This is a genomic window from Snodgrassella sp. B3088, assembly GCF_026535815.1.
In the GTDB taxonomy this organism is placed as follows: Bacteria; Pseudomonadota; Gammaproteobacteria; order Burkholderiales; family Neisseriaceae; genus Snodgrassella; species Snodgrassella alvi_E.
The window spans coordinates 38,561-52,582 of record NZ_JAFNPG010000002.1; the positions used below are offsets into that span (position 1 = coordinate 38,561).

The 14,022-nt window shown below is 43.3% G+C and carries 11 protein-coding genes; 10 read left to right on the top strand and 1 reads right to left on the bottom strand.

Translation table 11 applies throughout. From position 1 onward, the window contains the following. Positions 1-30 precede the first annotated feature (30 nt). The 4 genes from glnE to J3U75_RS00655 all read left to right on the top strand — a co-directional run bounded on the left by glnE (position 31) and on the right by J3U75_RS00655 (position 4,719). Entirely contained in the window at positions 31-2,760 is a 2,730-nt protein-coding gene (gene glnE / locus J3U75_RS00640) for a bifunctional [glutamate--ammonia ligase]-adenylyl-L-tyrosine phosphorylase/[glutamate--ammonia-ligase] adenylyltransferase (RefSeq protein WP_416384686.1), read from the top strand. Between the two features lie 140 nt (positions 2,761-2,900). Next, positions 2,901-3,569 (top strand): DnaA regulatory inactivator Hda, encoded by a 669-nt coding sequence (gene hda, locus J3U75_RS00645; RefSeq protein ID WP_100139895.1) that lies wholly within the window; start codon positions 2,901-2,903, stop codon positions 3,567-3,569. Then, entirely contained in the window at positions 3,566-4,231 is a 666-nt protein-coding gene (locus J3U75_RS00650) for an HAD family hydrolase (protein WP_267390044.1), read from the top strand. The genes hda and J3U75_RS00650 overlap by 4 nt, the downstream gene beginning before the upstream one ends. Positions 4,232-4,242: 11 nt before the next feature. Continuing rightward, positions 4,243-4,719, top strand: coding sequence for a GNAT family N-acetyltransferase (locus tag J3U75_RS00655; RefSeq protein ID WP_267390045.1), 477 nt, complete (start codon positions 4,243-4,245; stop codon positions 4,717-4,719). Positions 4,720-4,787: 68 nt separating this feature from the next. Here J3U75_RS00655 and J3U75_RS00660 read toward each other — a convergent pair whose 3' ends face one another. Next, complete coding sequence (locus tag J3U75_RS00660) at positions 4,788-5,156, bottom strand: hypothetical protein (RefSeq protein WP_267390046.1); 369 nt, start codon at positions 5,154-5,156, stop codon at positions 4,788-4,790. Between the two features lie 335 nt (positions 5,157-5,491). Between J3U75_RS00660 and J3U75_RS00665 the strand changes: the two genes are divergently transcribed. The 6 genes from J3U75_RS00665 to J3U75_RS00690 all read left to right on the top strand — a co-directional run bounded on the left by J3U75_RS00665 (position 5,492) and on the right by J3U75_RS00690 (position 13,844). Further along, positions 5,492-6,328: an HNH endonuclease gene (locus tag J3U75_RS00665; RefSeq protein ID WP_267390047.1), complete on the top strand. Its 837-nt coding sequence runs from the start codon at positions 5,492-5,494 to the stop codon at positions 6,326-6,328. A 636-nt stretch (positions 6,329-6,964) separates the two neighbouring features. After that, complete coding sequence (locus tag J3U75_RS00670; protein ID WP_100156808.1) at positions 6,965-9,235, top strand: NADP-dependent malic enzyme; 2,271 nt, start codon at positions 6,965-6,967, stop codon at positions 9,233-9,235. Positions 9,236-9,313: 78 nt separating this feature from the next. Next, the gene (gene greB, locus J3U75_RS00675) at positions 9,314-9,817 is read left to right on the top strand and encodes a transcription elongation factor GreB (protein ID WP_100139899.1); all 504 of its coding nucleotides are present in this window, start codon (positions 9,314-9,316) and stop codon (positions 9,815-9,817) included. A gap of 193 nt (positions 9,818-10,010) precedes the next feature. Beyond that, entirely contained in the window at positions 10,011-10,922 is a 912-nt protein-coding gene (locus tag J3U75_RS00680) for an AAA family ATPase (RefSeq protein ID WP_267390048.1), read from the top strand. Beyond that, entirely contained in the window at positions 10,906-11,841 is a 936-nt protein-coding gene (locus J3U75_RS00685; RefSeq protein WP_267390049.1) for a hypothetical protein, read from the top strand. Before J3U75_RS00680 ends, J3U75_RS00685 begins: the two co-directional genes overlap by 17 nt. Further along, positions 11,841-13,844, top strand: a complete 2,004-nt coding sequence (locus J3U75_RS00690; RefSeq protein WP_267390050.1) for a DUF3488 and transglutaminase-like domain-containing protein — start codon at positions 11,841-11,843, stop codon at positions 13,842-13,844. The genes J3U75_RS00685 and J3U75_RS00690 overlap by 1 nt, the downstream gene beginning before the upstream one ends. Positions 13,845-14,022 lie beyond the last annotated feature (178 nt).

Consider the following 14,022-nt stretch of genomic DNA (forward strand, 5'->3'; position numbering starts at 1 on the left):
CAGTTCACAGTATTTAGGTCTGGCGGTATCATGCTCACACACAACTGTTACCAATTCAACAGCAACATGACACCTGCACACATTCTCGCCACAGCCCGTCCATATTCATTGTTTCTCAGTCGTCTGCTAGATAACCATTTGCTCGACCAGAACAAACTTTTTCCATGGCTGGAAAGACGCCTGAAGTTGGAAGATTTTCACGGTTTTGCCAACTGGACACAATTGCAGGCTGGTGAAAATGAGGCAGAGTTGAAACGCCAGTTGCGCCTGCTGCGCCGCTATGTAGTTGCACATATCATGGCGCGCGATCTGGCACGGGTAAGTGATTTACAGGAAGTCACCACCACCATAACTCATCTAGCTGATTTCACCATCAATATCGCTGAACAGTATGCACATGCTTATTATGCTGGACTTTATGGCGAACCAATTGGCGCCCACAGCAATACATTTCAGCGGCTGAGTATAGTGGGCATGGGCAAGATGGGTGGATATGAACTGAATGTTTCCTCTGATATAGATTTAATTTTTGTTTTTCCGGAGGCTGGTGACACCAACGGTAAACGCCAGAAAAGCAATCAGGAATTTTTCACCAAAGTTGGCCAGAAAATCATATCGCTACTGAATGATATTACTGGTGACGGGCAGGTTTTCCGCGTAGATATGCGATTGCGTCCAGATGGTGATGCTGGTGCATTGGTAATAAATGAAACCGCACTGGAACAATATCTGATACAGCAAGGACGCGAATGGGAGCGCTATGCATGGACTAAGGCCCGATTAGTAACCGACTATCCGAATCATATCGCTGCACTTGTACGGCCGTTTGTTTACCGTAAATATCTGGATTTCAATGCTTACGATGCCATGCGCAATCTGCATCAGCAAATTCAGCGTGAAGTGACCCGCAAAGGCATGGCGGACAATATCAAACTGGGTGCCGGTGGCATTCGTGAAGTGGAATTTATTGCCCAGATTTTCCAGTTGATACGCGGCGGTCAGATACGCAGCCTGCAACTAAAAGGCACACAGGAAACCCTGCATGCTTTGCAGGAACAAGGCATGCTGTCAGCAGAAAATGTTGATATCTTGCTACAGGCTTACCATTTTCTGAGAGATACCGAACACCGCTTACAATATTGGGATGATCAGCAAACGCAGATGCTGCCGGCCGGCACTGAGCAGCAACAAATGCTAGCGAAAAGTATGGGCTATGCCGATTACGAGCACTACCTTTTTGCATTGAATCAGCACCGTTGTGCTGTTAACCAGATTTTCAATGCCATTTTCACTGAGCCGGACGATAAGGCCAAAGCACAAGATCCTGATATGGTTCGCGTTTGGCAGGTTGACAGTGATAGTGAAGAAAAAACTTCTTTACTAACAGCACATGGCTTTAATGCTCAAAATGTAATTCAGCGTCTGCAACAACTACATCACGGTAGTCAGTACCGGCAGCTATCGTCATCTGCGCAACAGCGTTTTGATGACATGATTCCGTCTGTACTGAGCGTAGCAGCCAGATATCCGCAACCAGATACTACATTAACCCGATTGCTTGATTTTGTAGAAACCATTGCTCGGCGCAGTTCATATTTGGCCTTTATGCATGAACATCCCGAAGCTTTAGATAAACTGGCCGGACTCATGAGTCAAAGCAGCTGGGTTGCTACATACTTACAGCGGCATCCGGTATTATTGGACGAACTGCTTAGCAATGAACTAATGCGCAAGGATACTGATTGGACAGTACATGCGCAGGAGCTGACAAATTTGTTGGATGATTGCCATGATGATGTCGAGGCGCAAATGGATGTTCTGCGCCGGTTTCAGCATGCATGGACTTTTCGTCTGGCGGTACAGGATTTGGCCGGTTTGTGGACAGTAGAAGGGTTGTCAGATCAGCTTTCTGCACTGGCAGACTTAATTATACAAAATGCACTGAATAGAGTATGGGCGCAATTACCACGACGTCACACTGAAACCCCGCATTTTGCTGTGATTGGTTATGGCAAACTGGGGGGTAAAGAATTAGGTTATACCTCAGATTTGGATTTGGTTTATGTATTTGATGATAACCATCCCGATGCTATTGATACATATACACGTCTGGCCCGCCGTCTCACCAGCTGGCTAACAGTCCCAACCGGTGCAGGTACCCTTTACGATATTGATTTACGGCTGCGCCCGAATGGCGATTCAGGTTTTACTGTTACCCATATACAGGCATTCGAACGCTATGAACGTGAAAGTGCATGGACTTGGGAGCATCAGGCCCTAACCCGAGCCCGCTTCATTGGTGGCGACAGCAACGTGGGCATACGTTTTGATGGGGTACGTAGCGAAATATTATGCCGCAAACGTGATACCGTCTCTTTAAGCAACGAAATCATCGCCATGCGCGAAAAAATGTTTCCTACACATCCACCCGTAGACACAAATGTAAAATATGCCCGCGGCGGAGTAGTGGATGTGGAATTTATCGTGCAGTATCTGATACTGGCACATGCGCATCAGTATCCGCAATTACTAAACAATTACGGTAATATTGCTTTGCTTAGCATCGCTGCCGAATTGGGGCTAGTAGACAGCTGTATGGCCGAAGGCAGTCGCATGGCTTATCGGTATTATCGCCAGCAACAGCACAACACTCGTTTGCGCGACGCTGTCAACACCAACATAGACGCAACTTTGCTCTCCAATTATCAGGTTGTAAAGCAGCTTTGGACACAAGTATTTGGAGTAAAGCCAAAAGAATAATTTCATCTTTTTGCCATGGACAAGTGCAAACGTAAAATCCTTATTCCTCAGTAGCATTACTCCAATGTGCTGCTTGAAAGAAACAAAGCAGACAGCGTACAATCAAAGGCCGCACTACCTTTTCAAACTGGTCTAACGTAGTGAACCAACTGATATTTGACTTTGATGATCGCAGCTATCCCGGATTTGACAAATTTCTCGGCCATACCAACGCCGAACTGATTTATGTTTTACAGCAGCAGGCAGACCCGTTTATCTTTGTTTGGGGCGAAGCCGGTAGCGGTAAAAGCCATTTACTAAAAGCATGGGTAGCGCAGGCGCAATCGCGCGGTCTGAAAGCCGAATATGTTGACGCTGCGAGCGAAGGCCTTGGTTATTGGCTGTTTGACCTCGATTGCGTTGCTGTGGATCAGATTGAATTACTCAGCCCTGCCGAGCAGCAGCAGCTTTTTTCTTTATTCAACCACTTTCGCAATACCCGTCAGGGCAATCTGCTTTTAAGCTCAGCCATCCCCCCCCAGCAGCTTATGATTCGCGAAGATTTACGTACCCGTATGGCTTTTTGTTTGGTATATGAAATCAAACCATTAAGCGACGAAGAGAAATTTAACGCATTGGTAGGCATGGCACGGGCACGGCAAATACCGGTGGATGCTGAAGTTATCCGTTACCTGCTGGCTCACTGGCGCCGTGATTTGGACAGTCTATTGCTAATGCTCAATACCTTAAATGATTATTCACTTGCGCAGGGGCGGCGCATCACTCTTACCTTACTGCGGCAGCTACTTAAACAACAGGAACATGCATGAATCTGGCTATTTTTGACCTTGACCATACTCTGATTAATTGTGATTCGGATAACGAATGGCCGAAGTACCTGATGCAGAAAGGACTGGTCGACAAAGCGTTTGTTGACATGAAAAACAATAAATTCTATCAGGATTACCTAAATGGCTGTCTTGATATAGATGAATTCCTGCAATTCCAGCTTGCACCGCTGGCAAGATTTACCCGTGCCGAACTGGACAGCATGCATAGCGAATACATGCATGACTTTATCGTACCGCATATTTCCACTATGGCAAAAATGCTGGTACAGGGGCATCGTGATGCTGGAGATGAAATGTTGCTATTATCGGCTACCAATGAGTTTATTATCGCCCCAATTGCAAAAACATTTGGTATTCAGAATATTATCGGCGTACAGTTAGAAACAGATGCAGCAGGTAACTATACCGGACGCTACGTAGGCACACCCAGCTTTAAAGAAGGCAAAGTTATCCGTCTGCAACAATGGTTGGCACAACGAGGGCAACAACTGAGCGATTTTACCAAAGTTTATTTTTACAGCGATTCACATAACGATTTACCGCTCCTGCAACTAGTAACTGACCCAGTAGCCGTCAATCCTGATGAAAAACTAGCAAAGTATGCCCACCGCCATGGCTGGCCGATACTCAACTTCATGTAAAAGGATGCATCATGAATGTCGCAGAAAATATGCAAATTGTTGATTACAGTGACCGCTATCATTCTGCTTTTCGTGATTTGAATGCAGCGTGGATAGCTAAATATTTCGAAATGGAAGACAGTGATTATCAGCTACTGGATAATCCTAGACAAGCCATCCTCGACAAAGGCGGCCACATACTGGTGGCACTGGAAAACGGGAAACCAGTAGGCGTATGTGCCCTGATAAAGCTGCATGGTGACCCATATGATTATGAGCTAGCCAAATTAGCAGTGGCCCCAGAGGCACAGGGCAAACATATTGGCAGACATTTGATAGAGGCAATCATTGCCAAAGCCAGAGAAGAGGGCGCAAAAAAACTTTATGTAGAAAGCCATACTAGCCTGAAACCAGCCATCCATCTTTATCAGCAAGCCGGATTTAAAGAAATTACCAACCTTCATAGTACATTCAACAGAGTCAACATCCAGATGGAACTGACCCTATAAAACAATCAAACATAGGCGCAAACGCCAGTGAATTTGCTCAATAAATCCGCTGGCTTTTTCAAATGAAATTATTCTTGAATGAGCTTATAAGCATGATACTGGCTGATGATTTCAGCATATTTACTGATTTCCGCCAGATAACACCTTAATCCGCTAATCAAAGCATTCAGATTACCGGCAAAATTCAACATTTCATCCATGGCTACACCAGCAATAATACCCAGATTTTCACGTTCAATCATCAGTTTGCCCAAAGTTTGCGTTATTTCCTGAAAGATATAATCTTCAGATTCATAATACTCAAGTAACAAAGTCAAACCCTGCGCACTAAGTTGGCGCGCCTGTTCAGCTACAGGTAAATCGGGATTACAGATAATAGCAACGACTTGAGCGTTGAGTAAAAGCGTGACGGCAATGATATGGCTTATGAATAGCATTTGGGAATAAGCAAATACCGCACAAATATTAAAATTATGCGGTTGGCTACATTAAATCCAGTCCGCTAAGACTGACTGCTAAACAAAAAGCTGTAAAATAATACCGCCTTTACTTGTTGATATGTCAATATATTTTTAGAAAAATTATAAAAATTATGCCAGTTAATAGAATAAATTGATAAAAATTTTATTTAGCTTATACAAGCAAATATAGACACATAATCCTAAAAAAATTATTTGTCGATTGATATAGCTTGCACCTAAACCATTGTGTTGGCATTTTAAATAATTTGTTTTAAAGTGTTAAACATCAGTTTTTGCTTCCATCTAAACCCATGATTACGTTAACCCAAGGAACAATTTTAAATAACGAGCAATTATGTGATGTATTTCAATGTTCACCACAAGGGGGCATGCGTAAATCAAATCGAACTAACACATTAGTTCTGATAACCAATCATCTTGAGTCGGTCTATAAAGATGTGTGGAAAAATGACATTTTACATTACACCGGAATGGGCCAGATTGGTGATCAATCTTTAGATTTTGCTCAAAATAAAACATTAGCAAATATAGATAATAATGGCGTACAAGTACATTATTTCGAAGTGTTAGCAGAATATCAATATACTTATATTGGCGAAATGCTTAAAGCGGGAGAGCCTTATTGTACTCAACAGTTAGATGCTAAAAACCAATGGCGACAAGTATATATTTTTCCACTACGCTTGAAACAAGGTGGATTACCGGTAGAAATGGTGAATCATTTTGAGCAAGATAGATTAACCGCATTATCCAGATTTTCAGATAAAAAGCTCATAGCTAAAATTCAACGCCAAAATCAAGAAACTAAACAAACCAGTAAAATAACCGTAAAAACACCGCGCTATCGACGTAGTATGGAATTAGTGGAATATGTAAAACGCCAAGCGCGTGGTTATTGTGATTTATGTGGACAATTTGCGCCCTTTGTCAATCAAGAACAACAACCGTATTTAGAATGCCATCATGTCGTATGGCTATCACAAAATGGCCCAGATACTTTAGACAATCTGGTCGCCTTATGCCCCAATTGCCATCGAAAAATGCATATTGTACAAGATAAAAATGATATTAATAAATTAACAGAAATTGCTTTCAAGCGTTTGTTCTTATTCAACGAAAATAACTGATTCTTGGAACAATGATTGAATTAGAAATGAAGCAGGATAAAAACTATTAACTTACCAAAAGATATACAATAAAAAATCTCTTAATTTTTATTTGCAACAGATGATCTTAAAAAAATCCATTATATTTATTCACAATTAAATTGTGAATTATGCCTCTTTCCAAATTTAATTTGTTTATAAACACCCTCATACTCAAATTAGAAAATATTTATTACAAGTTGCATGACAAAAAACTGAAAAGCAATTATGGTTACAGTGTAAAAGGTGAGCGCTAATCATTTCCTTAATTGCAAAAGTTAAAATTTAGTTTTTAGCTAGTATATAAATGAATAAAAATAAATGATTTAGGTTAATTTTAGATAAGCATTTGAAATAAAAATGTAATTTCAAATTTGGCTAAATTTGGTCAGCTATTTGTTTTATTAACGTTTGCAAGAGCCGAATCTGTTATTTATCCCACATGGCAGTTGATTATACTGATAATAAAACGGTGCATGATTTTGTTAAATAACGCTATAATGTGAACTACTTTTATCAATGCCTATGATTTATAAATTGCTCTGATAGAAGTGACTTTTAGCGTGCTCTTTCAAGAACAGCTTATTGGTGTTGAAAAACCTAAGACTGAGAACAGATATGGATGAATTAATCAAAGAAGCAGCATTACATTTTCACGAAGAACCCCGTCCCGGTAAAATTCAGATTACGCCAACCAAGCCGCTGGCTACTCAATATGATTTGTCACTGGCTTATTCACCGGGTGTGGCTGCACCATGTATGGAAATTCACCGTGATCCCTTGAATGCATATCGTTATACTGCTCGCGGTAATCTGGTGGCTGTAATTTCCAATGGTACAGCCGTGCTAGGGTTGGGCAATATTGGTGCATTAGCCGGCAAACCGGTAATGGAAGGCAAAGGGGTACTGTTCAAAAAATTTGGTGGTATTGATGTATTCGATATTGAAGTAAACGAAACTGACCCAGATAAATTAGTTGATATTATTGCTTCTCTAGAGCCCACTTTCGGTGGTATCAATCTGGAAGATATCAAAGCACCGGAATGTTTCTATATTGAGAAAAAACTGCGTGAACGTTGCAATATTCCGGTATTCCATGACGATCAGCATGGTACTGCTATCATTACCGCAGCTGCGATTAAAAATGGTTTGGAAGTAGTAGGTAAAGATATCAGTCAGGTTAAGCTAGTCTGCTCTGGTGCGGGTGCTGCGGCTATTGCTTGTCTGGAGCTCTTGGTAGCGCTGGGCATGAAACGCGAAAACATCACTGTGTGTGATTCTAAAGGTGTAATTTACCAGAATCGCGAAGAAAACATGGTGGAATCGAAAAAACTATTTGCCATTCCTGATAATGGTCAGCGCAAGCTGGCTGATGCCGTACATGGCAAGGATATTTTCCTTGGCTTGTCCGGCCCGAATGTTCTGAGCGTAGACATGCTCAAAACCATGGCTAAAGACCCGATTATTTTGGCTATGGCCAATCCGACACCAGAAATATGGCCGCCGGAAGCCAAAGCAGCGCGGCCGGATGCTGTAATTGGTACAGGACGTTCTGATTTCCCGAATCAAGTAAACAATGTATTGTGCTTCCCGTTCATTTTCCGTGGCGCGCTGGATGTCGGTGCTACCACTATTAATGAACAGATGAAATTAGCCTGTGTACACGCTATTGCTGAGCTGGCAAAAGCCGAGCTGAGTGACGAAGTTTCTGCAGCATATGGTAATGCCGAGCTGTCTTTTGGTCGTGAATATCTGATTCCGAAACCCTTTGACCCGCGCCTGATTGCGGTTGTTGCTCCGGCTGTTGCCAAAGCAGCGATGGATTCAGGTGTGGCAACCCGTCCGATTGCAGATATGGATGCTTATGTAGAAAAACTGAGTCAGTTTGTTTACAAATCCAGTCTGTTTATGAAACCGGTATTCTCACAGGCGAAGAAAGATGTAAAACGTGTGGTATTGTGTGAAGGTGAAGATGAGCGCGTTTTGCATGCTACGCAGCATATAGTCAATCATAAACTGGCTTACCCAATTCTTATCGGCCGTCCGGCCGTTATTGAAGCACGGGCGAAAAAGCTAGGTCTGACTATTCAGTCAGGCAAGGATTTTGAAATCGTCAATAATCAGGATGATCCGCGCTACCGTGAATATTGGCAGGCTTATTATGAGCTGCGCAAACGTCACGGTGTTACTGAAGAGATGGCACGTCGCCGAATGATTAGCAGCTCTACACTGATTGGTGCCATGATGGTACGAATGGGCAGTGCTGATGCCTTGCTTTGTGGTACAGTTGGCCGCTTCCATGATCATTTCAATATTCTGGAAGAAGTAATTGGCTATAACAATGCTGAGCAGAATGCTTGTGCAATGAATGCACTCATTATGACTTCAGGCAATATGTTCATTGCTGATACTTACGTCAATCCTGAACCTACTGCCGAGCAAATTGCTGCAAACACACTGATGTGTGTGAATGAGATCAAACGTTTCGGTATCGAACCTAAAGTAGCGCTGTTGTCTAATTCCAACTTTGGTTCACTGGATCAGCCCAGCAGCAGCAAAATGCAGGAAGCTCTGGCTCTGATTAAAGAAGCAGATCCAGAACTGAATGTTGATGGTGAAATGCAAGGTGATCTGGCTCTGGATGAAAAACTGCGTCAGAAATTAATGCCGGACTGCAAGCTTAAAGGTGCAGCCAATTTGCTGGTGATGCCTAATGTTGAGGCAGCCAACATCAGCTACAATTTGTTGCGTACTTCTTCTAATGGTGTAACCATTGGCCCGATTCTGATGGGCATGAATGAATCCGTGCATATTGTTACGCCTATGGCTTCTGTACGCCGTATTGTAAATATGGTTGCTTTGGCAGCAGTGGATGCGCAGCGTAAATAACCACTGACTTAGCTGAAAATGAAGCAGGCTGTCTGTATTTTTCAGACAGCCTTTTTGTGTTAAATATGGAGACAGATTATGTCTGATGTGCAGACGCAACCTGCGCCCAATTACATTACACCAGCCGGTCATCAGGCTTTACAGGACGAACTTTATCAACTGGTACACAAGGAACGGCCGGAAATCGTGAACGTGGTTAACTGGGCAGCCGGTAATGGAGACCGCAGTGAAAATGGTGATTATCTGTATGGTAAACGCCGGTTGCGAGAAATTGACCGGCGTATTCGGTTTTTGACTAAACGGCTTGAGGCTGCTCAGGTGATTGACCCAGAAACACGTGAGGCAAGTGATCAGGTATTTTTCAGTGCAACGGTAACCATTCTACGCGGCAATGGAATAGAACAAACGGTACGCATCGTAGGTACCGACGAGATTGATACTAGTCGTAATAAGATTTCATGGGTATCGCCGCTGGCACGTACATTGCTTAAAGCACATGAAGGTGATGAAGTACGCCTGCATGGTCCGGATGGGGTGGAAAATATTGAGATACTGGCTGTGGAATATATTCGCATTGATTAATTTACTATTTAGCATACATAATGTTAAACTTAGTTATTAATCATACAGTTTGTGTTTTCAGTCTGTACTTTTATCAATGCTTTTTGCATGAAAACATAATAAACAACTTTTGTTGTGTTTATTATCTTTGAGAAATGCATTGTAACTATTATCAGTATTGCTGCCAAATACCCTTTATCTACTATTTTAATACATGAATCCAAAACTAGAACCAATTTTCAAACAGCTTAATGCCCTGATTCTGGGTAAACAACAATTACTGATTCAGATTGTGACCTGTGTTTTAGCTCGCGGGCATATTCTGCTAGAAGATGTCCCAGGAGTCGGCAAAACCACGCTCGCTCATGCACTGGCTGCAGTACTGGGATTGAAATACCAGCGTGTTCAGTTCACCAACGATATGCTGCCGGCTGATTTGCTTGGTGTGAGTATATTCCAGCCTAAAAGTGGCGAATTTGTGTTTCATCCGGGACCGGTCTTCAATTCCTTTTTACTGGCCGATGAAATCAACCGTGCTTCACCCAAGCTGCAATCCGCTTTATTAGAGGCGATGGAAGAAGGGCAGGCTTCTGTAGATGGGAAAACTTATACACTGCCTAAGCCCTTTCTGGTAGTGGCTACACAGAATCCGACCGAACAGCTCGGTACCTATCCTTTGCCTGAATCGCAGCTTGATCGTTTTATGATGTGTCTGAGTATCGGCTATCCTGCTGAAAAAGAAGAGAAGCAGCTTTATGTTTCTGGCGGACGCCGCCAGTTTGTACCACGCCTAAAAGCCGTTTGTAATGGGGAAACATTGCAGCAGTGGCAGGCAGAAGTAGCTAAAGTTAATTTATCTGTTGCCGCTGCTGATTATGTGTATCGACTGGTGGCAGCTACACGGACTCCGGGCATGTTTGCTCTTGGTCTGAGTCCACGTGCAGGTCTGGCAGTGGTACAGGCAGCCAAGGCCTATGCTTGGATACATGGGCGAGCGCATGTGGTACCGGAAGATGTAAAAGCGGTTTGGGTGTCTGTGGGCGCACATCGCCTGCAACCAGTGCAGAGTCAATCCAGAAGCAGTACGCTGCTTAATGGGATGCTGGACCATGTTGCCGTGGTCTGAGGTGTCTATACCCACGTTGATAGACGGGCATACGGCTTTGCGTGCTCGAAATATACGTTTTAATCTGACACGCATGGGATGGGGATTGGCTATTGCCTGTATTCTGCTGTGGATTATGGCGGTGAATTATCAGATCAATATAGCTTATGCGCTGGTATTTTGGCTGCTGGGTATATTGGTGTTTGGGGCGCTGGCCAGTTTCCGGCAGCTAAGTGGTCTGATTTTGGCTGTTGTGCCGCAATCAGAATATTTTGCCGGTAAAGATTGTGTACTGACTTTACGTGCCTGTGACAATAGTAAACGAACACGTTGGTTATGGTTACAGACGGCACAGGAAATTAGCGGTACTCCAGAGGACTGGCAGCTGTGGAAAATTACACCTGAGAATACTGATTTTGTCTGGACTTTACCACCACAACGGCGCGGCATTTTGCCAACACTAATGTTAGCAGGTGCCAGTATGGCTCCGTTTGGTCTGGTAATGATTAAAACACAGTGGGAATTTACAGATGAAATTGTTATTTTTCCACAACCGATCGAACATACTATTTCGTCAGTAAAAAGCATTAGTGGTGAGCAAAACAGCCAAATCAGCCAGAGTGGACAAGATCCGGCTTATCTACTTCCACACCAAAATGCTATTTCAGCACGGCAGATTGCATGGAAGCATTATGCTAAAAGTGGTGATTTATTGGATAAGTATTTTGACCAAGGTGCTCCGCTGGCAGATCCATTGCTGATTTCCTATCGCGATTATCCGCAGGGCACCAGTGTAGAACAGATGGCCAGTAAAATGTGCTTCAGAGTATTGGCCGCAGATGCCCGTGGTGAAAAGTATATTCTCGAATTACCGCGTCAGCGCTATGAAGCAGCGACTGCACAACGAACACAATGTCTGAATGCTCTGGGTAGATGGTAATGTGGCTAGCTGATCCGGTATTTTTGCGTAAATCTCCCCCTAAGCGTACGCAGTTAATTCTGTTGCTGATGCTGGCTTGGATAGCTTTACCATTGCTGTTTGATTTACCTATGAGTGTTGGTGCAGCATTTGCCTTGCTCTGGCTGATACGAGTGGGTTTACTTTTTACTAAAATCAAAAAGCTGCCATTATGGGCATTGGTAATATTATTGCTGGGTTCGACGGTATGGATATATTTTCGACTGGGTACCATCATTGGACGTGATGCTAGTGTTTCCTTGCTGATGCTGATGATTATGCTGAAAGCCTTCGAGGGAGAAACCTTGCGTGACTGGCAAATTCTGCTTCTGGCTCAATTGATTTTAATGGGTGGCGGCCTACTGTTTAATCAGAGCATACTGATGGCGCCCTGGCTGATTGTGGCTTTATTCTGCCTTATTTCGGCTCTAGGTTTACTCGCTGCTACTCAGCCATCAGCCGCTATTCGTCAGGGTGCATTGATTCTGTTACTGTCTTTTCCATTGGCGGTGATTCTGTTTCTAGTTGTCCCACGTAAGGATAAGCCCTTATGGGGAATACCCCAGCCGCAGCAATCAGCTGCTACAACAGGTATATCCGATACGCTGGTTGCGGGTAGTGTCAGTAATTTAGTCCTAGACAATGCGTTGATTTTCAATGCTACCTTTGATAATGATGTTAAACCCAGACAAGCCGATCTTTACTGGCGTGTATTGGTAATGGGTAGAAATTATGATGGTGAATGGCGGGCAGTAAAAGAACAATACACAGATGAAGACTCATTGCAATTGCCGTCTAAGGATAATTTGGCTCGGCAAAGCAATAATCGGCTTTTGGGTTACCAGCTGATTATTCAGGATGACCATGGCCGTATTCCAGCGTTAGATCAACCCTTGGCTGACGGTCAGCCAGATTTAAACCGACGCGTTGGCAATGTGGTGCGGGTAAATCGTAGCAGAGAAGGTTTACGTCGTATTCATTTGTATTCTCAGTTGACGCCATATTTATATCAGCAGATGGATGAGGCTTTACTGAATTATTACACTCAGCTGCCGGATGGATTAAATCCGCAAACTCGTCAATTGGCACAGCAGCTGGCCAGACAATCTGGTAGTAGTGAAGAATTTATTCGTCATATAATGGATTATTTTCGTAATAATCACTTTCAATACACACTCACTCCTCAAACCAGTGATGAACCTATAAATCGTACAGATTTTTTCTTATTTCAAAGTAGGGAGGGGTTTTGTGAGCATTATGCAGATGCTACTGTGTGGCTGGCAAGAGCAGTGGGTGTCCCAGCACGAGTGGTAGTCGGATATCAGGGGGGTGAATATCATCCTGAAGGGAAATTTTGGCAGATTCGAAGCAAGGATGCACATGCATGGGTTGAAATCTGGATTGCAGAAAAAGGCAGATGGCAACGTGTGGATCCGACTACCGCTGCTGCTGCCTCAAGGGTAGAAAAGGGAGTTGAAGATGCCCTTCCCGAAGCTCAGCGTGCCAGTTTGACATCTTCTTATCCTTTATTGCAGAAATATTTGGATAATGGCCAGTTTTACTGGCAGCAATGGGTTGTCAATTATGATACAGGAAGCCAGAAATCAATTCTAACGTGGCTAAATTTGAAAAATTTACCTGTATCGGTACTGGTTGTGATGATTGTTATTGTCATCATCATTATGGCATTGCCGTTAGTTTTTTGGTTGCGGCGGCAGGGAGATGTGCAGTCACAGCCGCTTATTGACGGCATTAATTTGCTGAAGCAATCCGTAATAGAAGGTGAAGAAGATGAATTAGCGGCAATGGGACCGCTGGAGCTGCAAGCTCTTCTGGCCGAACATAATCTCCTTAATGCAGATTTGGCAGCTTTGCTGATGCAATATATTGATTGGCAATATGGTGCAGGTGGATTGCCAGACAAGCGACAGCAGCGTATTTGGTATCGTAAGATGAAAAAAGCTGTCCGCCAGCTAAATAAATAGGAATAAACGGGTATATCCGTTTATATATCTCCGTTGATGCGGATTAAAATCGATTTTTAAACGAAAACTACCCAACTATTGAGTTTAACTCAATCGCTGGGTAGCTTATTACAGCTGTGAATGATCATATTAATTTCTAGCCTGAAGTTTTTCTGTGTGGTCTGTGAAACAGTCCGTA